The organism is Rhizobium sp. SRI_017 (assembly GCF_057586295.1).
This window is the reverse complement of record NZ_JBYCZP010000006.1, coordinates 146,662-172,146: the sequence shown is the minus strand read 5'-3', so window position 1 is coordinate 172,146 and position 25,485 is coordinate 146,662. Positions and strand designations below refer to the sequence as shown.

22 protein-coding genes are annotated in these 25,485 nt (G+C 62.1%); 14 read left to right on the top strand and 8 right to left on the bottom strand.

The annotated features are described in order from the left end of the window. The first annotated feature begins 1 nt into the window (after position 1). The 3 genes from prfA (at position 2) to AC2YI2_RS15640 (ending at position 2,999) form a co-directional block, all read left to right on the top strand. Positions 2 to 1,081, top strand: coding sequence for a peptide chain release factor 1 (gene prfA, locus AC2YI2_RS15650; RefSeq protein ID WP_487387411.1), 1,080 nt, complete (start codon positions 2 to 4; stop codon positions 1,079 to 1,081). After that, positions 1,078 to 1,932, top strand: a complete 855-nt coding sequence (prmC, locus tag AC2YI2_RS15645) for a peptide chain release factor N(5)-glutamine methyltransferase (RefSeq protein WP_487387410.1) — start codon at positions 1,078 to 1,080, stop codon at positions 1,930 to 1,932. The genes prfA and prmC overlap by 4 nt, the downstream gene beginning before the upstream one ends. A gap of 323 nt (positions 1,933 to 2,255) precedes the next feature. Next, on the top strand, positions 2,256 to 2,999 hold the full coding sequence (locus AC2YI2_RS15640) for a DUF4167 domain-containing protein (protein WP_487387584.1): 744 nt from the start codon (positions 2,256 to 2,258) through the stop codon (positions 2,997 to 2,999). 125 nt (positions 3,000 to 3,124) lie between these two features. On the opposite strand, the gene AC2YI2_RS15635 is transcribed toward AC2YI2_RS15640, so the two are convergent. Beyond that, positions 3,125 to 3,820 (bottom strand): DUF1013 domain-containing protein, encoded by a 696-nt coding sequence (locus AC2YI2_RS15635; protein WP_487387409.1) that lies wholly within the window; start codon positions 3,818 to 3,820, stop codon positions 3,125 to 3,127. 233 nt (positions 3,821 to 4,053) lie between these two features. Between AC2YI2_RS15635 and acs the strand changes: the two genes are divergently transcribed. Beyond that, on the top strand, positions 4,054 to 6,006 hold the full coding sequence (gene acs / locus AC2YI2_RS15630) for an acetate--CoA ligase (protein ID WP_487387408.1): 1,953 nt from the start codon (positions 4,054 to 4,056) through the stop codon (positions 6,004 to 6,006). 142 nt (positions 6,007 to 6,148) lie between these two features. Here the strand turns inward: acs and AC2YI2_RS15625 are convergent, their stop codons facing one another. Next, positions 6,149 to 6,361 carry a DUF1674 domain-containing protein gene (locus AC2YI2_RS15625; RefSeq protein WP_487387583.1) on the bottom strand — a complete coding sequence of 71 codons (213 nt, stop codon included), beginning with the start codon at positions 6,359 to 6,361 and terminating at the stop codon, positions 6,149 to 6,151. Positions 6,362 to 6,443: 82 nt separating this feature from the next. Here AC2YI2_RS15625 and htpX point away from each other — a divergent pair, with 82 nt between their 5' ends. From htpX to purH, 4 genes are all read left to right on the top strand, one after another. Beyond that, on the top strand, positions 6,444 to 7,490 hold the full coding sequence (gene htpX, locus AC2YI2_RS15620; protein ID WP_487387407.1) for a zinc metalloprotease HtpX: 1,047 nt from the start codon (positions 6,444 to 6,446) through the stop codon (positions 7,488 to 7,490). 47 nt (positions 7,491 to 7,537) lie between these two features. Continuing rightward, the gene (locus tag AC2YI2_RS15615) at positions 7,538 to 8,851 is read left to right on the top strand and encodes an RsmB/NOP family class I SAM-dependent RNA methyltransferase (RefSeq protein ID WP_487387582.1); all 1,314 of its coding nucleotides are present in this window, start codon (positions 7,538 to 7,540) and stop codon (positions 8,849 to 8,851) included. A gap of 105 nt (positions 8,852 to 8,956) precedes the next feature. After that, positions 8,957 to 10,657: a heparinase II/III family protein gene (locus AC2YI2_RS15610; RefSeq protein ID WP_487387406.1), complete on the top strand. Its 1,701-nt coding sequence runs from the start codon at positions 8,957 to 8,959 to the stop codon at positions 10,655 to 10,657. An 87-nt stretch (positions 10,658 to 10,744) separates the two neighbouring features. Beyond that, positions 10,745 to 12,358: a bifunctional phosphoribosylaminoimidazolecarboxamide formyltransferase/IMP cyclohydrolase gene (gene purH, locus AC2YI2_RS15605; protein ID WP_487387405.1), complete on the top strand. Its 1,614-nt coding sequence runs from the start codon at positions 10,745 to 10,747 to the stop codon at positions 12,356 to 12,358. Here the strand turns inward: purH and AC2YI2_RS15600 are convergent. After that, positions 12,355 to 13,755: an MFS transporter gene (locus AC2YI2_RS15600; protein WP_487387404.1), complete on the bottom strand. Its 1,401-nt coding sequence runs from the start codon at positions 13,753 to 13,755 to the stop codon at positions 12,355 to 12,357. The two genes, purH and AC2YI2_RS15600, sit on opposite strands and share 4 nt — an antisense overlap. 179 nt (positions 13,756 to 13,934) lie before the next feature. Here AC2YI2_RS15600 and pdxY point away from each other — a divergent pair, with 179 nt between their 5' ends. Both pdxY and AC2YI2_RS15590 read left to right on the top strand, forming a co-directional pair. Further along, entirely contained in the window at positions 13,935 to 14,810 is an 876-nt protein-coding gene (gene pdxY, locus AC2YI2_RS15595; RefSeq protein WP_487387403.1) for a pyridoxal kinase PdxY, read from the top strand. Positions 14,811 to 14,827: 17 nt separating this feature from the next. Next, a complete protein-coding gene (locus AC2YI2_RS15590; RefSeq protein WP_487387402.1) occupies positions 14,828 to 15,478 on the top strand; it encodes a carbonic anhydrase in 651 nt (216 codons plus the stop codon). Positions 15,479 to 15,526: 48 nt separating this feature from the next. Here AC2YI2_RS15590 and AC2YI2_RS15585 read toward each other — a convergent pair whose 3' ends face one another. From AC2YI2_RS15585 to AC2YI2_RS15575, 3 genes are all read right to left on the bottom strand, one after another. Further along, a complete protein-coding gene (locus AC2YI2_RS15585; protein WP_487387401.1) occupies positions 15,527 to 16,351 on the bottom strand; it encodes a lytic murein transglycosylase in 825 nt (274 codons plus the stop codon). Positions 16,352 to 16,525: 174 nt separating this feature from the next. Then, a complete protein-coding gene (locus AC2YI2_RS15580; RefSeq protein ID WP_487387400.1) occupies positions 16,526 to 17,548 on the bottom strand; it encodes an aspartate-semialdehyde dehydrogenase in 1,023 nt (340 codons plus the stop codon). A 124-nt stretch (positions 17,549 to 17,672) separates the two neighbouring features. Next, on the bottom strand, positions 17,673 to 17,795 hold the full coding sequence (locus AC2YI2_RS15575; protein WP_487387399.1) for a hypothetical protein: 123 nt from the start codon (positions 17,793 to 17,795) through the stop codon (positions 17,673 to 17,675). A gap of 254 nt (positions 17,796 to 18,049) precedes the next feature. Between AC2YI2_RS15575 and AC2YI2_RS15570 the strand changes: the two genes are divergently transcribed. Continuing rightward, on the top strand, positions 18,050 to 19,930 hold the full coding sequence (locus AC2YI2_RS15570; RefSeq protein WP_487387398.1) for an MFS transporter: 1,881 nt from the start codon (positions 18,050 to 18,052) through the stop codon (positions 19,928 to 19,930). A gap of 74 nt (positions 19,931 to 20,004) precedes the next feature. Here the strand turns inward: AC2YI2_RS15570 and AC2YI2_RS15565 are convergent, their stop codons facing one another. Continuing rightward, positions 20,005 to 20,751, bottom strand: a complete 747-nt coding sequence (locus AC2YI2_RS15565; RefSeq protein WP_487387397.1) for a phosphatase PAP2 family protein — start codon at positions 20,749 to 20,751, stop codon at positions 20,005 to 20,007. Between the two features lie 17 nt (positions 20,752 to 20,768). Continuing rightward, positions 20,769 to 21,881, bottom strand: a complete 1,113-nt coding sequence (leuB, locus tag AC2YI2_RS15560; protein ID WP_487387396.1) for a 3-isopropylmalate dehydrogenase — start codon at positions 21,879 to 21,881, stop codon at positions 20,769 to 20,771. A gap of 189 nt (positions 21,882 to 22,070) precedes the next feature. Here leuB and AC2YI2_RS15555 point away from each other — a divergent pair, with 189 nt between their 5' ends. From AC2YI2_RS15555 to mtaB, 3 genes are all read left to right on the top strand, one after another. Continuing rightward, a complete protein-coding gene (locus AC2YI2_RS15555; RefSeq protein WP_487387395.1) occupies positions 22,071 to 23,027 on the top strand; it encodes a bifunctional helix-turn-helix transcriptional regulator/GNAT family N-acetyltransferase in 957 nt (318 codons plus the stop codon). A gap of 244 nt (positions 23,028 to 23,271) precedes the next feature. Continuing rightward, positions 23,272 to 24,177 carry a diaminopimelate epimerase gene (dapF, locus tag AC2YI2_RS15550; protein ID WP_487387394.1) on the top strand — a complete coding sequence of 302 codons (906 nt, stop codon included), beginning with the start codon at positions 23,272 to 23,274 and terminating at the stop codon, positions 24,175 to 24,177. Further along, entirely contained in the window at positions 24,174 to 25,445 is a 1,272-nt protein-coding gene (mtaB, locus tag AC2YI2_RS15545; RefSeq protein WP_487387393.1) for a tRNA (N(6)-L-threonylcarbamoyladenosine(37)-C(2))-methylthiotransferase MtaB, read from the top strand. The genes dapF and mtaB overlap by 4 nt, the downstream gene beginning before the upstream one ends. Positions 25,446 to 25,485 lie beyond the last annotated feature (40 nt).

The following is a 25,485-nucleotide window of genomic DNA, read 5'->3' as shown; positions in this document are numbered from 1 at the left end:
CTTGGCCCAACTGCCCCTTGAAAAGATGCAGGAGCTCGAACGCCGTCTGGCGGAGGTCGAGGCACGCATGTCGGAAGGCCCGGCGGCGGATGTCTATGTCAAGCTGGCGGGCGAGTATGCCGAGTTGCAACCGGTCGTTGCCAAGATCTCCAGCTATCTCAAGGCGAAGGAAGAGCTTGCCGGCCTCCGGGGGCTGCTCAACGATTCCGGCACCGACCGCGAGATGCGCGAGCTTGCGAGCCTGGAACTGCCGGAGGTCGAAGAGAAGATCGAGGGACTGGAACGGGACCTGCTGATTGCGCTTCTGCCCAAGGATGCGGCCGACGAAAGGAGCGCGATCCTCGAAATCCGCGCCGGCACCGGCGGCAACGAGGCGGCACTCTTCGCCGGCGATCTGTTCCGCATGTATGAGCGCTACGCTGCCAGCAATGGCTGGAAGGTTGAGATCGTCTCGGAGAGCGAAGGCGAGGCCGGCGGTTATAAGGAAATCATCGCTGAAATCTCCGGTCGCGGCGTGTTCTCCAAGCTCAAGTTTGAATCCGGCGTGCACCGCGTCCAGCGCGTGCCGGCGACCGAGTCGCAGGGCCGAATCCATACCTCGGCGGCGACCGTGGCGGTGCTGCCCGAAGCCGAGGACATCGATATCGAAGTTCGCGCCGAAGATATCCGCATCGATACGATGCGGTCTTCAGGCGCCGGCGGCCAGCACGTCAACACGACCGACTCGGCGGTACGCATCACCCATCTGCCGACGGGGCTTGTCGTGACGAGTTCGGAGAAGTCCCAGCACCAGAACCGCGCCAAGGCCATGCAGGTGCTCCGCTCGCGGCTCTACGATATGGAACGGCAGAAGGCCGACAGTGCGCGCTCTGCCGACCGCAGGTCGCAGGTCGGCTCCGGCGACCGGTCGGAGCGTATCCGGACCTATAACTTTCCGCAGGGCCGCCTTACCGACCATCGCATCAACCTGACGCTCTACTCGCTCGACCGGATTGTCGCCGGCGACATGGCCGAAGTCGTCGACGCCCTGATCGCAGACCATCAGGCCGCCGAACTCGCGCGGCTGGGCGAGGCAGGATGACAACACTCGACCACATGATGGCGCATCTCCGCAATCATTTCATGGTCGCCGGCGTTGAAGATCCGATGGCTGAAGCACGCATCCTGGTGGCCGGCATCATGGGCCTCTCACGGACCGATTTCATCACCAGGGCCGAGGATCATATCCCGCTCGCCCAGGAGATCGAGATCAACGCCGCTTCGGGCCGGCGCGTTCACGGCGAGTCCGTCTATCGCATTCTCGGCAAGCGCGGCTTTTATGGCCTGGAACTCAAGATTTCCAAGGACACGCTCGATCCCCGGCCGGATACCGAGGTGCTGGTCGACCTGGCGCTCGATTTCATGAAAGACCGAAAAGACGCGCCGCTCGATATCCTCGATCTCGGCATCGGCACCGGTGCGATCTGCCTGGCGCTACTGGCGAACCTACCGCTGGCACGCGGCACCGGCACCGACCTCGCCCAGGGCGCGCTTGACACGGCGGCGGAGAATGCGGAGGCCAACGGGCTTTCGGAGCGCTTCACGCCAGTGCTGAGCAATTGGTTCGAGAGCGTGTCCGGCCGCTACGATGTCATCGTCTCGAACCCGCCCTATATCAGGTCTGATATCATCCCGACATTGGACCGCGAAGTTCGCGACCATGATCCTTTGCTGGCGCTCGATGGCGGCAAGGATGGGCTGGATGCCTACCGCGCGATCGCTGCAGGCGCCGGGGCGTTTCTCAAATCAGCTGGATTCGTTGCCGTCGAAACGGGTTACGACCAGAAGAAAGCCGTGAAAGAAATCTTCGAAGCGGCTGGATTTGAGCAGGCTGGAGCAGCCAAGGACCTCGCCGGCAACGACCGAGCGCAAGCATTTCGGGCAAAAAGCTGACAGTTTGGTCAAAAAGAAGCTTTTTTCTTATGCGACAGGCAAGAAAGGACTTGGAATCAAGGGCGAAGCGTTCTAGGTTCCAGCCAAGCACCGGGCGGCATCCCTAGAATGAATTTCCACGATGGTTTGCCGGGCTTTGGGGTATCTCAAGCAAAATTGCCGGTTTTAATCGGGCCTGGTGCGGGACTCTGGATTTTTGGATTTGGTTCCGGGATCGATAGCGTCCGGTGACATCCCTGCCGGGTTCTGGCGTGGCCAGAGCCTTGCCGGCATGTACCCCGGCGGCAGCACGAAAAGCCGGAAAATCTCAGGTGAGTGAATTGATGAGGCCTGGACAACAAAAGCAGCGTGGCCGCGGTCGCAATGGCGGCGGAAACCCGAACAATAACAACAACAATAACAATAATAATAACAACAACCAGCGAAAGGGCCAGAATCCCCTCACGCGGACCTACGACAGTTCGGGTCCTGATGTGAAGATTCGTGGCACCGCGCAGCATATCGCAGAAAAATACATGGCACTGGCGCGGGATGCGACAAGCTCCGGCGACCGGGTCATGGCTGAGAACTATCTCCAGCATGCCGAGCACTATAACCGCATCATCGCGGCCGCGCAGGCGATGTTCCAGGAGCGTTTCCAGCGCGATGAGCGTGACGATCGCAGCGAGGGCTCCGAGCGTGACGAGGATGATGGCGATGGAGTTCAGAATCAGAACCAAAATCATCATCAAAATCAAAATCAGAATTACAATCAGAACCAGAACTACAACCAGCAGCAGAACTACAACCAGCAGCAGCCCGACGTCGAAAGCGAAGCGCCGAAGCCTGCGGTCGTTGTCCAGCAGCCTGTCGTTCCGACCATCGACGAGAATACGCCGCAGCCGGTGTTCGACCAGACTCCGGCGGAGGTTCAGATCGAACAGGAAGCAGCGGCAGCAGGTGATACTGCAGAGCGCACCCCGCGCCGCCGCAGCAATGCCGGCCGCCCGCGCAGACAGCCGCGCCAGCCGCGCGAAGACAAGGGCGCCGCTGAGACCCCCTCTCCGGTCGAAGAGCCCGCCGAGTAACCACGTTCCTCCCAAGAAAAAGCCGCCCCATTGGGCGGCTTTTTGCTGCAGCTGTTTCGCATCGAGCAGAAATGAGAAGGGCGGCCCCGGAGCCGCCCTCTTTGTCTATCCGGATAAGTGCAACCTCAGTAGCGGTCTTCTTCCTCGTCGTCCTGGCGGTTGCCGGTGAGCGACTTGAGCTTGGCGAAGACGGCGTCGGCGTCGATTTCCTTCTCCTCCGGTTCGGCCCTGAAACGCTCGGTCTCGCGGGCCGGCTCCAGCGTTGCGCCGGCTTCCTCGGCAGTCTGGAACGGACGACCCTTGGCGGCGCGCTCGACTTCGAGGTCGAGGTCGATCTGCGAGCAGAGGCCGAGCGTCACCGGGTCCATCGGGGTGAGGTTGGTGGAATTCCAGTGGGTGCGCTCGCGGATCTGCTGGATCGTCGACTTGGTGGTGCCGACGAGGCGCGAGATCTGCGCGTCCTTAAGTTCCGGATGGTTGCGGACCAGCCAGAGAATGGCGTTCGGGCGATCCTGGCGCTTCGACACCGGGGTGTAGCGCGGGCCCTTGCGCTTGGATTCCGGCACGCGGACCTTGGGGTCGGCGAGCTTGAGCTTGCGCATCGGATCGGCCTCAGCGCGGGCAATCTCGTCACGCGACAGCTGGCCGGTGGAAATCGGGTCGAGACCCTTGATGCCCGTGGCAGCTTCTCCATCAGCGATCGCCTTGATTTCGAGCGGGTGCAGCTTGCAGAACTGAGCGATCTGGTCGAAGGACAGCGCCGTGTTGTCGACCAGCCAGACGGCGGTTGCCTTGGGCATGAGAAGCTGCTGCTGTGCCATGAGAGAATATCCTTCTTGATCGTCTGCGCCGGTGCCGCAGGCCGTGGGTAGGTTCCACAATGTCCGGGAAATCGGCGGCCTTATAACCGATGTGTCGCGAGAATGCAATTCTCTGCCATACGACTTTGATATGGTGACCAAAGTCGGATTGCTCAAGTGACGCTTGCTGCTATTCATATACCACGAAATGGCGTAAGACGCGCAAAAATATCGCGTTTCCGTGGGAGGAGTGCATGGAGATCAAGGTTCACCCGGTGCTGGAGTCCGCCAAGGCGCGGGCGCTCGTCGACAATGAGACGTATCTCAAGTGGTACAAGGAAAGCGTCGACAATCCCGATGCCTTCTGGGCCGAGCACGGCAAGCGCATTGACTGGTCGAAGCCCTTCACCAAGGTCAAGAACACGTCCTTCGAGGGCGACGTCTCGATCAAGTGGTTCGAGGACGGCGAGACCAATGTCTCCTATAATTGCCTTGACCGCCATCTGAAGGATCATGGCGACCAGGTCGCGATCATCTGGGAGAGCGACGACCCGTCGCTCGACAGGAAGATCACCTATCGCGAAGTGCATGAGCAGGTCTGCCGCCTTGCCAATGTGCTGAAGGATCGCGGGGTCAAGAAGGGCGATCGCGTCACGATTTACATGCCGATGGTGCCGGAGGCGGCCTATGCGATGCTGGCCTGCGCCCGCATCGGCGCGATCCATTCGGTGGTCTTCGGCGGCTTTTCGCCCGAAGCGCTCGGCGGCCGTATCATCGATTGCGAATCGACCTTCATAATCACCTGCGATGAAGGTCTGCGCGGCGGCAAGTCGGTGCCGCTCAAGGACAATGTCGATAAGGCGATCGATATCGCAGCACGCGGCTATGTCATGGTCAAGGACGTGCTCGTCGTGCGCCGCACCGGCAACAAGACCGGCTGGGCGCCGGGCCGTGACCTCTGGTACCACGAGGAATGCGCCAAGGTGAGCGCGGACTGCCCGCCCGAGCCGATGAATGCCGAGGACCCGCTCTTCATCCTCTACACGTCGGGTTCGACCGGCAAGCCGAAGGGCGTGCTGCACACGACCGGCGGCTATCTCGTCTATGCCTCGATGACGCATGAATATGTCTTCGATTACCATGACGGCGATATCTACTGGTGCACAGCCGATGTCGGCTGGGTCACCGGCCATAGCTATATCGTCTACGGCCCGCTTTCGAACTGCGCGACCACTCTGATGTTCGAAGGCGTGCCGAACTATCCCGACCAGGGCCGGTTCTGGGACGTGATCGACAAGCACAAGGTCAATATCTTCTACACCGCCCCGACCGCGATCCGCGCATTGATGGGCGCCGGCGACGATTTCGTGAAGCGCTCCTCACGCTCCTCGCTCCGCCTGCTCGGCTCGGTCGGCGAGCCGATCAATCCCGAGGCCTGGGAATGGTATTACAACGTCGTCGGCGACGCGCGCTGCCCGATCGTCGATACCTGGTGGCAGACCGAGACCGGCGGCATCATGATCACGCCACTGCCGGGTGCAACCGACCTCAAGGCCGGCTCGGCGACCCGGCCCTTCTTCGGTGTCAAGCCTGAGCTCGTCGACGGTGAGGGCAAGGTGCTCGATGGCGCGACCGACGGCAATCTCTGCATCACCGACAGCTGGCCGGGGCAGATGCGCACGGTCTATGGCGACCACGAGCGCTTCATCCAGACCTATTTTGCCACCTACAAGGGAAAGTATTTCACCGGTGACGGCTGCCGCCGCGATGCCGATGGCTATTACTGGATCACCGGTCGCGTCGACGACGTGCTCAATGTTTCCGGCCATCGGCTCGGCACGGCGGAGGTCGAATCGGCGCTCGTCTCCCACGCTGATGTGTCGGAGGCCGCCGTCGTCGGCTATCCGCACGATATCAAGGGTCAGGGTATCTACTGCTATGTCACGCTGATGGCGGGCGTGCAGGGCTCGGACGAGCTGCGCAAGGCGCTGGTCGGCCATGTCCGCACCGAAATCGGTCCGATCGCCTCGCCCGACAAGATCCAGTTCGCCCCAGGCCTGCCGAAAACACGCTCGGGGAAGATCATGCGCCGCATCCTGCGCAAGATCGCCGAGGACGATTTCGGCGCGCTCGGCGATACGTCGACGCTCGCCGATCCGGCTGTGGTGGATGACCTGATTGCCAACAGGCAGAACAAGAAGGGTTAAGCCATTCTTGTGAAGGCGTGAGTCCCGGCCATGCCGGGACTTTTTTTGTCGGCATTCCTGCCGGGCGCCAGTCTCGTCGCCTTGCAGCCAGTTGCAGAGTTGGGTGGCTCCCCGGCCCTGCAATCGGGAATGCATTTTTCGGCTAAAAGTCTATAGCCCGGCCATTTATCTCCCAGTCGCCATAACGCGCAGGGTCTGCGCCGCCACGGCCCCCGACCTCGGCCGGCGTGGCCTCCGGCTTTGTCGCCTTGCGGCGGGCCTCGGCCTCTTCCAGCGCGCGCTTCGCGGCCGGCGTCAGCGCCTTTGGCCGCGGGGCAGACGCTTTGCCCTCGTTGGTTTGATCGGCGTCGGACATAGGAATATTGAACTCAAAGCGGCATATCACCATTCTAAGAAGCAAGTATGTTTCCGGCAAAGACTTGCCAAGGGAGAAAAGGATGAATTTCGCTCGCACGGCGATGCTGCTCGCTTTCATGACCGCGCTCTTCATGGGTGTCGGCTATCTGATCGGCGGACAGGCCGGCATGCTGATCGCGCTGGTCGCCGCTGCCGGCATGAACATCTTTTCCTGGTGGCGTTCCGACCGCATGGTGCTGTCGGCCTATGACGCGCAGGAAATCGATGAGCGCAACGCGCCCGAATTCTTCGAGATGATCAGGGATCTCAGCCAGAAGGCCGGCTTGCCGATGCCGCGCGTCTATCTGATCAACGAGGACCAGCCGAATGCGTTTGCGACCGGTCGAAATCCTGAAAATGCCGCTGTCGCGGCCTCGACCGGTCTGTTGCGCCGCCTCAACCACGAGGAAATCGCCGGGGTCATGGCGCACGAGCTCGCTCATATCGAAAACCGCGACACACTGATCATGACGATCACGGCAACGATCGCCGGTGCGATCTCGATGCTCGGCAATTTCGCCTTTTTCTTCGGCGGGTCGCGCGACAATGAACGGCCCTTCGGCTTCGTCGGGGCGCTGGTTGCGATGATCGTCGCGCCCTTCGCGGCAATGCTGGTGCAGATGGCGATCAGCCGCACCCGCGAATATGCCGCCGACCGACGTGGCGCCGAGATCTGCGGCAATCCTCTGTCGCTCGCCTCGGCGCTGAAGAAGATCGAAGCGGCGGCGCATCAGATCCCGAACAACCACGCCGAAGCCAATCCGGCCACCGCGCATATGTTCATCATCAATCCTCTCTCCGGCGAGCGGATGGACAATCTTTTCTCGACGCACCCGAACACCGACAATCGCGTGGCGGAGCTCGAGAGGTTTGCTCAGGCGATGCGCCAGACACCCCGTCCTGCGCCCAACCAGACGCAGCGAACCGCCGAACCGCGCGCAGAGGCGCCCGCCGGCACGCGCCGCGGTCCGTGGGGACCCTCGACCGAACCGGTCGAGCCTGCTAAAGCGGAGCCGAAGCCGCGGTCCGTTCCCAATGTTACCTGGGGCCGCGGCGACCGCAAACCGCCCGAAGGACCCTATTCTTGACCGAGAAAGTACAGGGCCGGAAGCCGCAAGGCGCCGGCCCAAATCGTATGCAGCATCCTGCCAAGCCCGGCCTCCAGGCACGCATGGCTGCGGTGAAGCTGCTCGCCGCCGTGGTCGAGCAGAAGACCTCGCTCGATGGCATGATGGACGAGGAGCATGGCAATCCGGCCTATAGCGCGCTGAGCATTGCCGACCGTGCACTCGTCCGGGCGATCCTCAATTCCTGCCTGCGCCAACTCACCCGGATCGACGCGATCTTCGACCGCTTCCTGGATAAGCCGCTGCCCGATGGCGCGCGCAACTTGCGCCATATCCTGGCCGTCGCCGCGGCGCAGATCCTCTTTCTCGACGTGCCGGACCATTCAGCGGTCGATCTCGCCGTCGAACAGGCGCGGCGCGATCCGCGTTCCGCCCGCTTCGCCAATCTCGTCAATGCGCTGCTGCGCCGCCTGGGTCGGGAGAAGGATACAGTTCTGGCCGAGGTTAGCGCCACTGTGCCAGTCTTCCCGGCCTGGTTCCAGAATCGGCTGGAGGAGGTCTATGGTGCAGCGGCCGCTCAAGCGATCGGCGACGCCTGCCTGACGCCGGCGCCGGTCGATCTCACGGTGAAGAGTGACCCGAATGGTTGGGCGGAAAAGCTGGGCGGCTTGCTATTGCCCACTGGCTCGGTGCGCCTGCCAGAATTCCAGGGTTCCGTCACCGAACTCGAAGGCTTCACCGAAGGCGAGTGGTGGGTGCAGGATGCTGCCGCCACCATTCCGGCAAACCTCTTCGGTGACCTCAAGGGCAAGGCCGTTGCCGATCTCTGCGCCGCGCCCGGTGGCAAGACGGCGCAGCTGGTTTTGCTCGGCGGCCATGTAACCGCCGTCGAGCAATCGGGGAGCCGGATGAAGCGGCTCAAGGGAAATCTCGCCCGGCTTGGCATGGAGGCGGAGTTCCTGCAATCGAAGCTCGAAGATCTCCCTGCAGAGCCCCGCTTCGATGCCATCCTGCTCGATGCACCCTGTTCCTCCACCGGCACGATTCGCCGGCATCCGGATGTGTTCTGGACCAAGGACGGCGCTGACGTGGAGAAGCTCGCGAGCGTGCAGGAACGGTTGCTGCGTCACGCTTTCGGCCTGCTCAAGCCGGGTGGAACGCTGGTTTTCTCGAACTGTTCGCTCGATCCGCTGGAAGGCGAAGAGCTCATCGAGGCCTTCCTCAAGGACAAGGCCTCGGCAGCGCGCGTTCCGGTTTCCCCAGAAAATTGGCCCGGCCTTGAGGCCGCGATCGACGCCAATGGTGACGTCCGCACGACGCCGGCAATGCTCGGCGGCATGGACGGATTCTATGCCGCGGTGCTCACGCGGCTGCCGTCCTGAAACTGTGTATTCCCAGGCTCACCTGTCCGAAAATCGAACAATGTCAGGTTGACCCCGTCAGGGTTTTAATTTTACCTCTTGCTGAAACATGTATGTAGCTGCGTCATGAGCGTGTCGGGCCGTCGGAGATACCTGTCGCACTATCTGGGGGAAATGCGACGGCGCTTTTCTCACGGACTCGCTGCATTCCGCGTCACCATGCTGCCCAGCATGCGCAGCGGGCCGAAGCGTCTCGTGGTCGCCCCGACCGATCTTCATGCGGCCGATCCTTTCATTGCCGACGAAATTGCCGAGGGCCGTTTTCCACTGGCTGGCCGCCTGCTCGACACCCAGGGACATTCGCCCTTCGCCGTCGAACTGCCGTCGCAAGAATTCGCCTATCGGCTCCACAGTTTCTCCTGGCTGCGGCATATCCGGGCGACACATTCGGATGAACGCTATGCGGTGGCGCGCCGGCTGACTGACGAATGGATTGCCACCCATGGCCGGCGAATCACCGGCCTTGCCTGGGACCCTGATACTACCGCACAGCGTATCGTTGCCTGGCTCTCGCATTCGACCGTGGTGCTGAAAAATGCGGACGTCCGCTTCTACAGACGGGTGCTCAAGAGCCTCAGGATGCAGATCCGCTACCTCGAGCTGACGGCGAAATATGCGCCGGATGGCCAGACACGGCTGAGAATCCGGATCGCGCTCGCTGTCGCGACGGTGTCGCTGTCCTCGTCCAATGGCCGGCTGAAGCGTGCGGCGCGGCAGCTCGACCGCGAGCTCGACCGGCAGATCTTGGGTGACGGCGGCCATATCTCGCGCAACCCGCGGATGGGGCTCGAGCTGCTGTTCGATCTGCTGCCGCTCCGGCAGACCTATGTCAATCTCGGCTATGACCCCCCGACGAGGCTGATGCCGGCGATCGACCGCATGTATCCGGCCCTGCGCTTCTTCCGCCACCAGGGCGGCGAGCTCGCGCTGTTCAATGGTGCCACGACGACCCTGTCCAACGAGCTGATGGCGGTGCTGCGCTATGACGAGACAGCCGGAAAGCCCTTCAAGGCGCTGCCGCATCTCGGCTATCACCGCCTCGCCGTCCGCGACACGGTCTTGATCGTCGATACCGGCAAGCCGCTCAGCACGGCCATGTCGCGGACGGCACATGCCGGCTGCCTGTCCTTCGAGATGTCGGCGGGCAAGCATCGCTTCATCATCAATTCTGGCGCGCCGCGCTTCGCCGGCGAGAACTATCGTCAGCTCGCGCGTGCCACCGCGGCGCATTCGACGGTGACGGTCAATGACACGAGCTCCAGCCGGATCTCCAAATCCTCGATGTCAGGCCCGATCTTCTCCGACGGCATCTCCGAGGTGCAGGTGGAGCGGGGCGAGTTCGAGGATGGCAGCGAGGGCCTGCTCGGCCGCCATGACGGATATTTGGAACCCTTCGGCCTGATCCACGAGCGGACGCTACAGATCAACGCCCAGGGCACTCAGATCCGCGGCAACGACAGATTGGTGCAGGAGGATGGCTCCGATCCGCCCGTCAATCTCCAAACCGTGGCCATCGCCCGCTTCCACATCCATCCGCAGATCGATATCCGAGAAATCAACGAGCACGAGATCCGGCTGGTGGCACCCGATGGCGAAGCCTGGATACTCTCGACCACCGACACGGAAATCAAGGTCGAGGAAGACGTCTTCTTCGCCGACCCCAGCGGCATCCGCGCTTCGCAGCAGATCGAGCTTCATTTCCCGCACGGTGAGTCGCTGGAAATCCAGTGGATCCTGAGTAGAGTGTCGACCGCCGCCGTAAGCTGAAAAATCCCCGATCATGACGGGTTTGCGGTTTTCTCGGGTGGAGGGCTGTGATAGGCGACCGGCATCCATCCGCTAGAGGATCCCGCCATGGCCGTGCAGTCCAAGAACATCCCCGCTCCCGATCGCGTGAAAGTCTCCACCGCGCTGATCTCGGTCAGTGACAAGAGCGGCATTGCCGAACTGGCGCGCGAATTGGCGGGGCTCGGCATCCGTATCCTGTCGACGGGCGGGACCTTCAAGGCACTGTCGGCCGAGGGCATCGCGGTCACGGATGTCACTGACGTTACCGGTTTTCCGGAGATCATGGATGGCCGCGTGAAGACGCTGCATCCCAACGTCCATGGCGGCCTGCTGGCGATCCGTGACGATGCCGACCATGTGGCGGCGATGGAGAAGCATGGCATAGCGGGCATCGATCTCGCCATCATCAACCTTTATCCCTTCGAGGAAGTGCGGGCGCGCGGCGAGAACTACGCCCAGAGCGTCGAGAATATCGACATCGGCGGACCGGCGATGATCCGCGCTTCGGCGAAGAACCACGCCTATGTGACCATCATGACCGATCCGGCGGACTATTCCGAACTGATCGGCGAGCTAAAGGCTGAAGGAACCGTCGGCTACCCGTTCCGCCAGCGCATGGCGCAGAAGGCCTTTGCCCGCACTGCAGCCTATGACGCTGCGATCTCCAACTGGCTGGCCGAGGACCTCAAGATCGCGGCGCCGCGCCATCGCGCGATCGGCGGCGTGCTGCGTGAGGAAATGCGTTACGGCGAGAACCCGCATCAGAAGGCGGCGTTCTACGTCACCGGCGAGAAGCGGCCTGGCGTCGCCAATGCGACGCTGATCCAGGGCAAGCAGCTTTCCTTCAACAATATCAATGATACCGATGCAGCGTTTGAACTGGTCGCCGAGTTCCCGACGACGGCCGGTGCCGCCTGCGCCATCATCAAGCATGCCAATCCCTGCGGAGTCGCGACCGGCGCAACACTCACGGACGCCTATCGCAAGGCGCTGGCCTGCGATTCGACGTCGGCATTCGGCGGCATCATCGCGCTCAATTCTGCGCTCGACGGCGCTACGGCCAGTGAGATCGTCAAGCTCTTCACCGAAGTCATCATCGCGCCCGAGGTCAGCGACGAGGCCAAGGCGATCGTCGCGGCCAAGCCGAACCTTCGCCTGCTTGTGACCGGCGGCCTGCCTGATCCGCGCACGGCCGGGTTGACCATGCGTACCGTATCCGGCGGTTTCCTCGTTCAGACCCGCGACAATATCATGGTCGAGGATCTCGACCTCAAGGTCGTCACCGCCCGTGCGCCGACCGTGCAGGAACTTCAGGACATGATGTTCGCCTTCAAGGTAGCCAAGCACGTCAAGTCGAATGCCGTGGTCTATGCCAAAGACGGCCAGACAGCCGGCATCGGCGCCGGCCAGATGAGCCGCGTCGACTCAGCACGGATCGCAGCGATCAAGGCCGAGGACGCCGCCCGTGCCAACGGTTGGGCCGCGCCGATGACCAAGGGCTCCGCGGCCGCATCGGAAGCCTTCCTGCCCTTCGCCGACAGTCTGCTGTCGATGATATCGGCTGGCGCTACGGCCCTGATCCAGCCAGGCGGCTCAATGCGCGACCAGGAGGTGATCGACGCCGCGAACGCGCACGGCGTCGCCATGGTCTTCACCGGCTCACGGCATTTCCGGCACTAGGGTTTTCGCCCGGTGACCTTATCCGCCGGATAGGGCGTGACAGCAAGGATCGCCATGCCGATCGCGAAGAACAACAGCATCGAGGCCATGCCAAGCCGTGGTGATCCCGATGCCATGATCAGCACCGTGTTCAGGCCGGTGGCGAGGAAGGTCGTGGCCCGGCCGGACAGTGCGTAGATGCCGAAATAGCGGCCGGCCTCTTCGGGCGTGACGCTTCGTGCCAGCCAGGAGCGCGAGGAGGCCTGGACGGGTCCGAAGGCAAAGCCGACCAGAAGGCCGTAGAGGATATAGACCTTCTCGGCCGCCGTGCCGAACAGGCCGCCACCGTCGGCAGTCGGAAGCTGGACGAAGCCGAAAAGGGTGAAGCCCGGGCCGGTCGAGACGAAACCCAGCGTGGCGATGAACAGCATGACCAGCGTCACCGAAACCACGATCTTCGAGCCGAGACGCTTGTCGAGCAGGCTCGCCACGCCGCAGCCAAGTATTGCCGTGATGTTGAGGATGATGCCGTAAAGGCCGATTTCGGTCGTCTCCCAGCCGAACATGCCGACCGCGAATGCGCCGCCGAGAATCAGCAGGCCGTTGACGCCATCCTGATAGATCATCCGGGCGATCATGAATTTCACGATGCCGGTGCGTTGGCGAAGTTCGCCGAGCGTGGACTTGAGTTCCGTGAGACCCGACCGCACGGCCTTGCCGATCGGCATGCCGGTGGCGGTGTCGGGTGTGAACAGGAACATCGGCAGGATGAAGATCAGGTACCAGATCGCCGAGAAGGGACCGGTTATGCGCGCGTCTTCGCCCGCCTTTGGATCGAGGCCGAAGAGTGGATCGATGCCGATCAGGGTCTTGCCCGTCGTCGGGCTGCCGGCAAGCAGCAGAAGCACGATGAAAAGCGCGATCATGCCGCCGAGATAACCGAGACCCCAGGCGATGTTGGAGACCGTGCCAACGTTGTCCTTGCTGACGAGGCGCGGCATCTGGGAGTCGTTGAAGACGATCGAGAACTCCGCGGCGATCGACGCCAGGATCACAAGAAGACCGATCGAGACGACGGAGCTGCCGGGCTCTGCCCACCAGAGCGAGTAGAGTGCTGATATCTTGACGAGCGCGAAGAAGCCGATCCAGCGCTTGCGATTGCCGGTCGCATCGGCGATCGAGCCGAGCACAGGCGAGAGGATCGCAATGACGATGCCGGCAATCGTGGCGGTCAGGCTCCAGGCCAGCTGGCCGGCAACCGGGTCGCTGGCCATGCGGGCGGCGAAATAAGGACCGAAGACGAAAGTGATGACGACGGTGAAGAAGGGCTGTGCGGCCCAGTCGAACATCATCCAGCCGAAGAGCCCGCGCTTCGTCACGCGGCCTTCGGGTTGCGCATAGGCTTCAGCCACGTTCATTCCCCCGCACATGTCCGCGCGGGAACGTCGCACTTTGGCGCGACACATTCAAGACGGGCGGATAGGGAGGGAAAGGAGGAGACTTGTTGCAGCCGGACCTTTCCGGTTGACAAACTATTGCGCTGCGGCAATTGAAGCCGTCAAATAGAGCGATGAATGCTCAGAGGGATGGGTTGGGAATGGATAGCGATAGCCCGGCGGAGATCGTCGCGATATCCAGCCATGTCGTTCGCGGTTCGGTGGGCAATCGCGCCATCGTCTTTGCGCTCGAAACCATGGGTTTTCGCGTCTGGTCGCTGCCGACGGTGATCCTTCCCTGGCATCCCGGCCATGGCCCTTCGACACGCATTCCCACACCCGACGGACAGTTCGCTGCTGCCCTTGAAGATATGGGTGGCTCGCGCTGGGCGGGCGCCGTCAAGGCGGTGGTGACCGGCTATTTCGGCAGTGCCGAACAGGTGGCGCCCGTTGCGCGGCTGGTGAGGAAACTCAAGGAAACCAGTCCCGGCCTGCTCTTCGTCTGCGATCCTGTCATCGGCGATTCCGGTGGCCTCTATGTGAAGACGGAGATCGCAGAAGCGATCCGCGACCAGTTGATCCCGATCGCCGATATCGCAACCCCCAACCGCTACGAACTCGGCTGGCTCTCGGGTGCTGCGCTCGAGACCAACAATGACGTGATCGATGCGGCGCTGGCGCTCGGCCCGCGCCGGGTGCTGGTCACCTCCGCGGTGCCGATGATGGCCGGCGGCATCGGCAATCTCCTGCTCACCGACCGGTTGGCGCTGCTGGCGGAACACCGCATGGTCGGCAATCCGCCGAACGGCCTCGGCGATCTCACTTCAGCGCTCTTTCTCGCCCGCCTGATGCGCGGCGAGACCGAGGAGAGGGCGCTGCAGATGACGACGGCGTCGGTGTTCGAAATCCTCGCGCGTTCCGTCAAGCGCGGCGCCGATGAGCTGATGCTGTTCGAGGACTATTCGAGTTTTCTTACCCCGATGGCGATGGTGCAGATCCGCCAGCTGCTTCATCCCTCGCGTTCAAGACGGAAATAGGCAAAGAAGGAGGCACAATGGACAGTTTTCCATCGCATCTGCTCGACGGCTACCGCAACTTCATGAGCGGGCGCTATGCCGGCGAATCCGGCCGCTATCGCCAGCTCGCCGAAACCGGGCAGACGCCGAAGACGATGGTGGTTGCCTGTTGCGACTCGCGTTCGGCGCCGGAGACCATCTTCGACGCCGGTCCGGGCGAACTCTTCGTCGTGCGCAACGTCGCCAATCTCGTGCCGCCCTACGCGCCTGATGGCCAGAACCACGGCACCTCGGCAGCGCTCGAATTCGCTGTGCAGTCGCTCAAGATCCGCGAGATCGTCGTCATGGGCCATGGCCGGTGCGGTGGTATCCACGCCGCGCTCAACAGCGATGCCAACCCGCTATCCCCCGGTGACTTCATCGGCCGGTGGATGGGTATGCTCCGACCTGCGGCCGAGGAGGTCACGCAGTACAAGTCGATGACCGCGGCCGAGCGCCAGCGTGCACTGGAGCGTATCTCGATCCGCATCTCCATCGAGAACCTTCTGACCTTTCCCTGCGTGCGTATCCTGCATGAGCGGCAGAAGATCAAACTGTCAGGCGCCTGGTTCGACATCTCGTCCGGCGAACTCTGGGTCATGGACCCGCAGACCGGCGACTTCACCCGACCCTACGTACACAAGCAATGAAAAAGGCGGCCGAAGCCGCCTTTTCCGAAATCTCTTGCAGCCAGCCGCTTACTGAGTCTCGCCGTCGATCTGTGCGCCCATGAGGGCGATCGCCTGCTGGTAGACCTTGGCCGCGTTCCAGCCTTGGATCGCGCCGTAGTTGGTCTGGCCCGGCTGGTAGCCGCCGCCGGCCTTCCAGCCATGGCCGCGGAGGAAGTTGGCCGTTGATGCCAGGGCGTCCGCCTTGGAGCCGACCATGTCGATGCGGCCGTTACCGTCGCCGTCGATGCCATATTTCAGAACGTTCTTCGGCAGGAACTGGGTCTGGCCGATCTCGCCATGGGCGGCGCCCTTGGCGTTGATCGACAGCGTGCCAGCATCGACAAGCTTCAGCGCCGACATGAACTGGTCGGTGAAATAGTCGGTGCGGCGGCAGTCGAAGGACAGCGTGGCGACGGCCGAGAGCGTGTGCTCCTTGCCCATGAAGCTACCGAAGCCGGTTTCCATGCCCCAGATCGCGATCAGGGGGCCGGCCGGAACGCCGAAGCGCTTTTCGAGCGAGGCGAAGAGCGCTGCGTTCTGCCGCTTCAGCTTCTTGCCACGCGAAACGATGGTGGAGGCGCCGCGCTTGCGAAGGAATTCATCGAGGCTGAGCTTGAAGCTCTTCTGGCCGCGGTCAGCGCGGATGGTCGCCTTGCTGTAGGAAACGCTGGCAAGGACCTTGTCCGCCGTACGTTCGCTGACGCCGGCCGCGAGGGCATCGCTCTTGATTTCCGACTTCCAGTCATCGAAGCCGGCAGATGTCTTTGAGCAGGAGGCCGCCCAGGCTGATGTTGCGCTGACGGCGAATGCCGCTGCCAATGAAATTGAAAGGCACAGTCCCTTTGCGCTCATTCCCGGCTCCTTATGGCCAATGTCGTTCTGGCTGATCCGCGTTCTGTTGTACTGCCCAGATTCGCTGGCCGTCTCTTAGCAGCAGCTTGGAAATGTTCAATACAAATCCCCGCGAGAAGACGTTTCTCGCGGGGTATTTATTCCAACGTCGTTGCAAAAGACCTGAATGAGGTCTTAGCGGGACTTCAGGAGGCCGCGGTTGACCATTAATTCGGCAATCTGGATCGCGTTGAGCGCGGCACCCTTGCGCAGATTATCGGACACGACCCATATGTTGAGGCCGTTCTCGACCGTGGCGTCCTCGCGGATACGCGAAATGAAGGTCGCGTCCTCGCCGGCACTCTCGTAAGGCGTGATGTAGCCGCCGTTCTCGTGCTTGTCGATGACCTGGCAGCCCGGCGCGTCGCGCAGGATGGTACGGGCCTGTTCGGCGGTAATCTCGCGTTCGAACTCGATATTGACCGATTCCGAATGGCCGATGAAGACGGGGACACGGACGGCGGTGCAGGTCACCTTGATTGCGGGATCGAGGATCTTCTTGGTCTCGGCGAGCACCTTCCACTCTTCCTTCGTATAGCCGTCTTCCATGAAGCTATCGATATGCGGAATGACGTTGAAGGCGATGCGCTTGGTGAACTTCTTGGATTCGACCGGGTCAGCGACGAAAACGGCACGGGTCTGCTGGAACAGTTCGTCCATGCCTTCCTTGCCGGCACCGGAGACCGACTGGTAGGTCGAGACGACGACGCGCTTGATCTTGGCGAAATCGTGCAGCGGCTTGAGCGCGACGACGAGCTGGGCGGTCGAGCAATTCGGATTGGCGATGATGTTGCGCTTCGTATAGCCGGAGATCGCATCAGGATTGACCTCGGGGACGATCAGCGGAACATCCTGCTCGTAACGGAAAGCCGAGGAATTATCGATGACGACGCAGCCCTGCTTGCCGATGAGGGGCGAATACTTCATCGAGACGGCGCCACCTGCGGACATCAGGCAGATGTCGGTACCGGCGAAATCATAGTTTTCAAGGTTCTTCACCTTGAGCGTCTTGTCGCCGAAGGACACTTCGGTGTTGAGCGACCGGCTGGAAGCCAGCGCCACCACTTCGTCGACGGGAAAACCACGTTCGGAGAGAATATTGAGCATTTCGCGACCCACATTACCGGTCGCGCCTGCCACTGCTACCTTGAAACCCATTTTATCAGTCTCTTTCTCTTCTCTCCGCCGGTTGCTTGGAGTTTAGAACCCTCGGCCGGCGCGCGGCCGTGTCGGGTTCCGCTCCCGGCCTAAAGCCGGGGGAGAGAGCGGCGGGCCAGGAACGTCAGACGGTTTTCGTCGTCGTTTTGGTGGCCCGGGTTTTGTTGACCGGAGAAAAAAGCGAACCCTCGCCGGATTGGGCATCCAGCGCGGCAATGACAGGGCGTGCGTATTCGCGACCGATCATGACGGGTTCCTTCTTCGAGAGGCTTGATGATGGTTTTCCGTTCCAAAGTCAAGTTGCCTGGGGAACAGGTCCGGCAAAACTTTTCGCGGCCACGCACGCGCGCATGCCGTGTTGCAAACGCTGCATTGCACCTAATACCTTAGTCATAAGCCCAAAGGAGCGCTGACGATTCAAGGCACTTTCTGTCAGATTTGCGCCCATGCCGCGACGAACCTTGAGGAGGGAACGGCGGCGCAACTGGAGGATCTTTCCCAATGGCTGATATCGCCGTCAATGCGAGCACGACTCGCGGCATGACGTCGGAAGAGAAGAAAGTCATCTTCGCTTCCTCGCTCGGCACCGTGTTCGAATGGTACGATTTCTATCTCTATGGTTCACTCGCCGTCTATATCGGACACGCGTTCTTCAACGCCTATCCTGAGGCGACCCGCAACATCTTCGTGCTGCTCGCCTTCGCCGCGGGCTTCCTGGTGCGTCCCTTCGGCGCGTTGGTGTTCGGCCGGCTCGGCGACCTCGTCGGCCGCAAATACACCTTCCTGATCACCATCCTGATCATGGGTCTCTCGACCTTCCTCGTCGGTCTGTTGCCCGGCTCGGCAACACTGGGCATCGCCGCTCCGATCATCCTGATCGTGCTGCGCCTGCTTCAGGGCCTCGCGCTCGGCGGCGAATATGGCGGTGCTGCGACCTATGTCGCCGAACACGCGCCGGATGATCGTCGCGGTTACTATACGTCCTGGATCCAGACCACGGCGACCGGCGGTCTCTTCCTGTCGCTTCTCATCATCCTGGGCCTCCAGTCGATGATGAGCAAGGATGCCTTCGCTGAATGGGGCTGGCGCATTCCGTTCCTCATCTCCTCGCTCCTGCTCGGCATCTCCGTCTGGATTCGTCTGAAGATGAACGAGTCGCCCGCCTTCAAGAAGATGAAGGAAGAGGGCAAGACCTCCAAGGCACCGATCTCGGAAGCCTTCGGTCAATGGAAGAATGCCAAGATCGCGCTGCTGGCGCTGTTCGGTGCCGTCGCCGGCCAGGCCGTCGTATGGTATTCGGGCCAGTTCTACGCGCTGTTCTTCCTGCAGAACGTTCTCAAGATCGATCCGCAGTCGGCCAACATCATGGTCGCCGCCTCGCTCGCCATCGGCACCGGCTTCTTCGTCGTGTTCGGCTGGCTGTCTGACAAGATCGGCCGCAAGCCGATCATCATGCTCGGCCTGCTGCTCGCGGCGGTGACCTACTTCCCGCTGTTCAAGGCGCTCACCTATGCCGGTAACCCTGCTCTCTACACGGCCCAGCAGAACATCCGCGCCACGGTGAACACCGATCCCAAGGACTGCAATTTCCAGTTCAACATGACCGGTACCGCCAAGTTCACCTCGTCCTGCGACATCGCGACTGCGTTCCTGACCCGGAACTCGATCCCGTATGACATCGTCGCGGCACCGGCGGGAACCGTCGCCTCCGTCAAGATCGGCGGCAAGGACATTCCGTCCTATGACGCGGTGAAGGCCGGTGATCAGGCCAAGGCACTCGACGGCGCCTTCCAGAAGACCGCCTACTTCGCGCTCAAGGAAGCCGGTTATCCGCTAACTCGCGGCACGGCGACGATCGCCGAGTCCAAGCTTGCCGGCTTCGTCGCCGCCAACCCCGAGCTCAACCTGACGGAAGAGGCGATCAAGGCGACGGGCACCTCAAAGATGAACGCCAATGCGGCTATCCGCGACAAGGTCGCCACTGCGGCGGAGCTCAACGGCGCGACGGATGTCGCGGTCTACAAGATACCCGGCGGTGGCGAGTTCAAGATCGTGGCCGACCCGGCCCAGGTCAACTGGATCCAGTGCATCGCGATCCTGACGGTCCTCGTCATCTACGTCACCATGGTCTACGGCCCGATTGCCGCCATGCTCGTCGAGATGTTCCCGACCCGCATCCGCTACACCGGCATGTCGCTGCCTTATCACATCGGCAACGGCTGGTTCGGCGGTCTGCTCCCCGCGATCGTCTTTGCGCTCAGTGCCTCGGCCGGCGATATCTACTACGGCCTGTGGTATCCGATCATCATCGCCTGCATGAGCCTGGTCATCGGAATGCTCTTCCTGCGCGAGACGAAGAACAACAACGTCCACGCGGATTGATCCCTGCAGCAGGGCAACCTGCTTTCCCCCCGGCGCGAGCGATCGCGCCGGGTTTTTCTTTGTCGTGGTGCCGGTCAGATCAGGCGGGTGAGCTTGCCGTCCCTGTGGGAAAAGACCAGGCCGTGGCGGGCGAAGAGAATGGCCATGAAGAAGGCGAACCACATGCCCCAGCCGAAGCCGACCAGCACGTCGGATGGATAATGCGCGCCGACGAAGATGCGGGTGAAGGCGAGATAGAGGCCCACGAGCAACAGCGGCCAGCGCAGCGGCGGAAACAGCAGGGCAAGAGCCGTCCAGAGCGCGCCGCAGGTCGTGGCATGCCCCGACGGAAAGCTCTCGAAGTCCGAATTATGCACGAAGGGATTGAAGGAAAAGAGCCCCTGGTCGCCGAATAGTTCGGGGCGCGGCCTTCCGATCGCACGCTTGATGACGTTGGATATCAATCCCGATACTGCGACCGATATCAGTACGTAGCTCGCCCCGTGGATGGCGCCGACACCCAGCTTGCGGCGATCGTCGTTGCCGGAAAAGCGGTGCAGTAGCGTGCCGGCGATGATGATCAGCACCGTGCCCGTGATGATCCACCAGGACTTGCCGAGATCGGTGAGGAACAGCGAGGGTTGGCGGATCCAATCCGGCCAGGCGCCGTGCATGCCTGCTGCACGCACGTCAAGAAGGAAGAAGGCCGCCACGCCGAGGATCGTAATGACGACGAGCGGCAGAATCTTGGGAACCGGCCTGTGGTCAGGCCGGGTCTCGCGATAGTGGCGCCGCAGGGCGGCGAAAGGGCCGGATTTCGGTTCGGTTTTCTCGACGGTCAATACGGCCCTCCGTGTTCTCAGGAAGAGAGTTTCTCGAATTCGGCGAGGATCGCGTCGCCCATCTCCGATGTGCCGACCTTGCGCGCACCCTCGGCCATGATGTCGCCGGTGCGGATGCCCTGGTCGAGCACGTTGGCGATCGCCTTCTCCAAGGTGTCGGCTTCCTTGATCATGTTGAACGAGTAGCGCAGGCACATCGCGAAGGAGGCGATCATCGCGATCGGGTTGGCGATGCCCTGACCGGCAATGTCGGGCGCCGAGCCATGCACGGGCTCATACATCGCCTTGCGCTTGCCGGTCTTCGGATCGGGCGCTCCGAGCGACGCGGACGGCAGCATGCCGAGTGAGCCGGTCAGCATCGCCGCAATGTCGGAGAGCATGTCGCCGAACAGGTTGTCGGTGACGATGACGTCGAACTGCTTGGGCCAGCGAACGAGCTGCATGCCGCCGGCATCGGCCAGCATGTGGTCGAGCTGGACGTCGGAATATTTGGCCTTGTGGGTCGCGGTCACGACTTCGTTCCAGAGCACGCCCGACTTCATGACGTTGCGCTTCTCCATCGAGCAGACCTTGTTGTTCCGGGTCCGGGCGAGTTCGAAGGCGACAGCCGAGATGCGCTCGATTTCGAACGTGTCGTAGACCTGGGTGTCGATGCCGCGCTTCTGGCCATTGCCGAGGTCGATGATTTCCTTCGGGCTGCCGAAATAGACGCCGCCGGTCAGTTCGCGGACGATGAGGATGTCGAGGCCTTCGACGATCTCGGGCTTCAGCGAGGACGCGGTGGCGAGCGCCGGGTAGCAGATGGCGGGGCGCAGGTTCGCGAACAGTTCGAGATCCTTGCGCAGGCGCAGCAGGCCGGCTTCGGGGCGCGCGTCATAGGGCACGCCATCCCATTTCGGGCCACCAACGGCGCCGAACAGCACGGCGTCGGCCGAGAGCGCCTTCTTCATGTCCTCTTCGGAGATCGCCTTGCCGTGTGCGTCATAAGCCGAGCCGCCGACCAGGCCTTCCTGGACCTCGAAGCCGGCGCCGAACTTCTCGTTCATGCGCGTGATGAACTTACGGACTTCGGCCATTGTTTCCTGGCCGATGCCGTCGCCGGGGAGGAGGAGAAGCTTGCGTGTCGTCATGATCCTGGCTTTCGTGATGTCGCGGATGTTGAAGCTGGGCCTCGTTTATCCGCGCACACACGTGATTTCAAGCTTTCCCGCCGAAATCCGGTACGGACGATGTAGGGCCGATGATGAGGCTTTCAACCCTCTTGAATCCATCCACTGTCATAAATATAGTTGTACAAAGCAACTATATTGGATCCTCCCATGCGTGAAGCGCTGACCCATACCGACATCCTCTCCGTCCGCAATGCCTCGCGCCGGATGGTCCGCGAACTCGGTTTCATGCAGCCGACATTGGCCGAAACCGACCTGCCGCCCTCGGCGGTGCATGCCATCATCGAGATCGGCAATCAGGGCGCGATGACGGCGAACCATCTGGGCCAGGTGTTGCTGCTCGAGAAGTCCACCATCAGTCGCATGCTGGCGCGGCTCGTCGAGCGCGGACTGATCGAGGAGAGGTCGAGCGAGGCGGATGGTCGCGCGAAAATCCTCTCGTTGACCCCGGATGGACATGCACTGCTGGGCGACATCAATCGTTTTGCCAATCTCAAGGTCGGCAAGGCGCTACATTCGCTTAATGGCGCCGCGCGCCAGCGTGTCGTCGGCGGCCTTGCAGACTATGCTGACGCGCTGCGGGCTGTGCACGACCGGAGCGAACCGACACCGCCGGCAATCGAAATCCACGAAGGCTTCCTGCCGGGCGCCATCGGTCGCGTCGCCGAGATGCATGGTCGCTACTATGCCCGCGAATGGTCCATGAGTTCCTTCTTCGAGGCACGGGTGGCGTCAGGTATGGCCGAGTTCAGCCAGCGCCTCGACCGGCCAGCCAATCAGATCTGGCTCGCGCTTCAGGCCGGCGAGATCGTCGGCTCGATCGCGGTGGATGGGGAAGATCTCGGGGAGGGCAAGGCGCATGTGAGATGGGTCATCGTCGATGACGGTTTGCGTGGATCAGGCACGGGCAGGCGGCTGCTGGAGGCCGGGTTGAGGTTTTGCGATGACCGTGGGTTCCCGGAAGTCCATCTCTGGACGTTCAAGGGGTTGGATGCTGCGCGGAAGCTCTATGTGGCCGCGGGATTCGCGCTGTCAGAAGAATGGTCCGGCGATCAATGGGGGCAGGCGCTGACCGAGCAACGGTTTGTGAGGAAGGGATTGCTGTGATTGGTCCTGAAAGACCCCTCCCCATCCCTCCACAAAGGGGAAGGCCACAACGACGCCCTGCCTAATTCTCTTCGCAACCATGACACTTACGTCAACGTTGCCAGAGGCAAGACAGCGACCCCAGACTAGCCCTCCCCCTTTGTGGGAAGAGTTGGAGAGGGACTTTCCGCCGAGTCTAAACAAGACTGGCAATTTCCCCCCTTTTGGCCCATATACAGCCGGAAATCTCTAGGAATGGCATTCAATGGCATCAGACGCGCAATTTGCGAAGATGAACGGGCTTGGCAACAAGATCCTGGTCGTCGACATGCGCGGTCGTGCCGACAAGGTGACGCCGGCTGCCGCGATAGCGCTTGCTGGCAATGCCGAGACGCATTTTGATCAGGCCATGGTGATCTACGATCCCAAGGCCCAAGGTACGGATGCCTGGATCGACATCATCAATTCCGATGGCAGCTTCGCCCAGGCCTGCGGCAACGGCACGCGTTGCGTCGTGCAGGCGCTCGCCGCCGAGACCGGCCGCAAGGCGTTCACCTTCCAGACCATCGCCGGCATTCTCAATGCCGAGGAACATGACGACGGCTCGATTTCGGTCGACATGGGCAAGCCGGAATTCGCCTGGGACAAGATCCCTCTATCAGAGGAATTTGCCGACACCCGCCGCATCGAGTTGCAGATCGGGCCAATCGACAATCCAATCCTGCATTCCCCGTCGGCTGCGTCTATGGGCAATCCGCATGCGATCTTCTGGGTCGACAAGGATGTGTGGGACTACGATCTCGATCGCTTTGGGCCACTTCTCGAGAACCACCCGATCTTCCCCGAACGCGCCAATATCTCGATCGCCCGCATCCGCAGCAAGGATGAGCTCGATCTCCGCACCTGGGAGCGCGGCGCCGGCCTGACGCTGGCCTGTGGTTCCGCTGCCTGCGCCGCTGCCGTTTCGGCCGCGCGCACCAAGCGCACCGGCCGCAAGGTCCGCATCAACATGCCGAGCGGCGGGCCGCTGTTCATCGATTGGCGCGACGACGACCATGTCGTCATGACCGGCCCGGCGGAATGGGAATGGTCCGGCCTGCTCGACCCCGCCACCGGCGACTATGTCAGAGAGACCCAGGAGGCGGCTGCCCAAGAGGCGTCGGTCAATTGAGCGGCGTCGACGTCATCACCTTCGGCTGTCGCCTCAACACCTATGAATCGGAAGTGATCAAGGCGGAGGCCGGCAAGGCCGGGCTCAACAATGCGCTCGTCTTCAACACCTGCGCCGTGACCTCGGAAGCCGTGCGCCAGGCACGCCAGGCGATCCGCCGCGCGCGGCGGGAGAATCCCGAAAGCCGCATCATCGTCACCGGCTGCGCCGCGCAGACCGAGGGCGCCAATTTCGCCGGCATGCCCGAGGTCGACCTCGTCCTTGGCAACGAGGAAAAGCTGAAGTCGGCAAGCTATCGGATATTGCCGGATTTCGGCGTGGCGGCGAGCGAGAAACTCCGCGTCAACGACATCATGAGCGTTACCGAGACCGCGCCGCAGATGGTGAAGCTGATCGACGGGCATGTCCGCGCCTTCATCCAAGTGCAGAATGGCTGCGATCATCGCTGCACCTTCTGCATTATCCCCTATGGCCGCGGCAATTCCCGCTCGGTGCCGATGGGATCCGTGGTCGATCAGGCCCGGATGTTGGCCGAGAACGGCTATTGCGAGATCGTACTGACCGGTGTCGATGCCACGAGCTATGGCGCCGACCTGCCGGGCACGCCGTCGCTCGGCCAGCTCGCCAAGGCGATCCTCAAGCATGTACCGGAGATAAGCCGGCTAAGGTTGTCGTCGATCGACAGTGTTGAAGCGGACGAACATCTCTGGGACCTGATATCAAACGAGCCGCGCTTCATGCCGCATCTGCATCTGTCGCTGCAGCATGGCGACAACATGATCCTCAAGCGGATGAAGCGCCGGCACAGCCGCGAGGATGCGATCACCTTCGTGAGACGGGCGCGCGATCTCCGGCCGGAGATGAGCTTCGGCGCCGATATCATTGCCGGCTTTCCGACCGAGACCGAGGAGATGTTCGGAAATTCGCTGCGCCTCGCCGAGGAATGCGGTATCGCGAAACTCCATGTCTTCCCGTTCTCGCCGCGCGAGGGCACGCCGGCTGCGCGGATGCCGCAGTTCGATCGCGGATTGATCAAGGAGCGCGCGTCACGTCTCAGGGCGGCCGGAGAGCGACTACATACGGCATATCTGGCGGGCATGGCCGGCAGCGTCCAGCGCATCCTGGTCGAGAATACCGGCATGGCGCATACCGAGAATTTCATGCTGGTTGACGGGCTGGGGCTGCCGCCGCGGACCTTTGCCGATGTGCTAATCGCGGGGCATAACGGCAAGCATTTGTTTGCGGAACTGGTGCGGGAGGCGGCATGACGGTTGCGCTTGCGCAAGCCATACCCCCCTCTGCCCTGCC

What these genes read in the sequence shown, in the direction of transcription:
- pdxY (WP_487387403.1), top strand. Translation starts at nt 13,935, where the DNA reads ATGGATAGCGATAGCCCGGCGGAGATCGTCGCGATATCCAGCCATGTC.
- dapF (WP_487387394.1), top strand. Translation starts at nt 23,272, where the DNA reads ATGGCATCAGACGCGCAATTTGCGAAGATGAACGGGCTTGGCAACAAG.
- leuB (WP_487387396.1), bottom strand. Translation starts at nt 21,881, where the DNA reads ATGACGACACGCAAGCTTCTCCTCCTCCCCGGCGACGGCATCGGCCAG.
- acs (WP_487387408.1), top strand. Translation starts at nt 4,054, where the DNA reads ATGGAGATCAAGGTTCACCCGGTGCTGGAGTCCGCCAAGGCGCGGGCG.
- purH (WP_487387405.1), top strand. Translation starts at nt 10,745, where the DNA reads ATGGCCGTGCAGTCCAAGAACATCCCCGCTCCCGATCGCGTGAAAGTC.
- AC2YI2_RS15635 (WP_487387409.1), bottom strand. Translation starts at nt 3,820, where the DNA reads ATGGCACAGCAGCAGCTTCTCATGCCCAAGGCAACCGCCGTCTGGCTG.
- AC2YI2_RS15615 (WP_487387582.1), top strand. Translation starts at nt 7,538, where the DNA reads ATGCAGCATCCTGCCAAGCCCGGCCTCCAGGCACGCATGGCTGCGGTG.
- AC2YI2_RS15640 (WP_487387584.1), top strand. Translation starts at nt 2,256, where the DNA reads ATGAGGCCTGGACAACAAAAGCAGCGTGGCCGCGGTCGCAATGGCGGC.
- AC2YI2_RS15555 (WP_487387395.1), top strand. Translation starts at nt 22,071, where the DNA reads ATGCGTGAAGCGCTGACCCATACCGACATCCTCTCCGTCCGCAATGCC.
- AC2YI2_RS15600 (WP_487387404.1), bottom strand. Translation starts at nt 13,755, where the DNA reads ATGAACGTGGCTGAAGCCTATGCGCAACCCGAAGGCCGCGTGACGAAG.
- AC2YI2_RS15590 (WP_487387402.1), top strand. Translation starts at nt 14,828, where the DNA reads ATGGACAGTTTTCCATCGCATCTGCTCGACGGCTACCGCAACTTCATG.
- AC2YI2_RS15625 (WP_487387583.1), bottom strand. Translation starts at nt 6,361, where the DNA reads ATGTCCGACGCCGATCAAACCAACGAGGGCAAAGCGTCTGCCCCGCGG.
- AC2YI2_RS15570 (WP_487387398.1), top strand. Translation starts at nt 18,050, where the DNA reads ATGGCTGATATCGCCGTCAATGCGAGCACGACTCGCGGCATGACGTCG.
- htpX (WP_487387407.1), top strand. Translation starts at nt 6,444, where the DNA reads ATGAATTTCGCTCGCACGGCGATGCTGCTCGCTTTCATGACCGCGCTC.
- AC2YI2_RS15610 (WP_487387406.1), top strand. Translation starts at nt 8,957, where the DNA reads ATGAGCGTGTCGGGCCGTCGGAGATACCTGTCGCACTATCTGGGGGAA.
- AC2YI2_RS15575 (WP_487387399.1), bottom strand. Translation starts at nt 17,795, where the DNA reads ATGATCGGTCGCGAATACGCACGCCCTGTCATTGCCGCGCTGGATGCC.
- prmC (WP_487387410.1), top strand. Translation starts at nt 1,078, where the DNA reads ATGACAACACTCGACCACATGATGGCGCATCTCCGCAATCATTTCATG.
- AC2YI2_RS15585 (WP_487387401.1), bottom strand. Translation starts at nt 16,351, where the DNA reads ATGAGCGCAAAGGGACTGTGCCTTTCAATTTCATTGGCAGCGGCATTC.
- AC2YI2_RS15580 (WP_487387400.1), bottom strand. Translation starts at nt 17,548, where the DNA reads ATGGGTTTCAAGGTAGCAGTGGCAGGCGCGACCGGTAATGTGGGTCGC.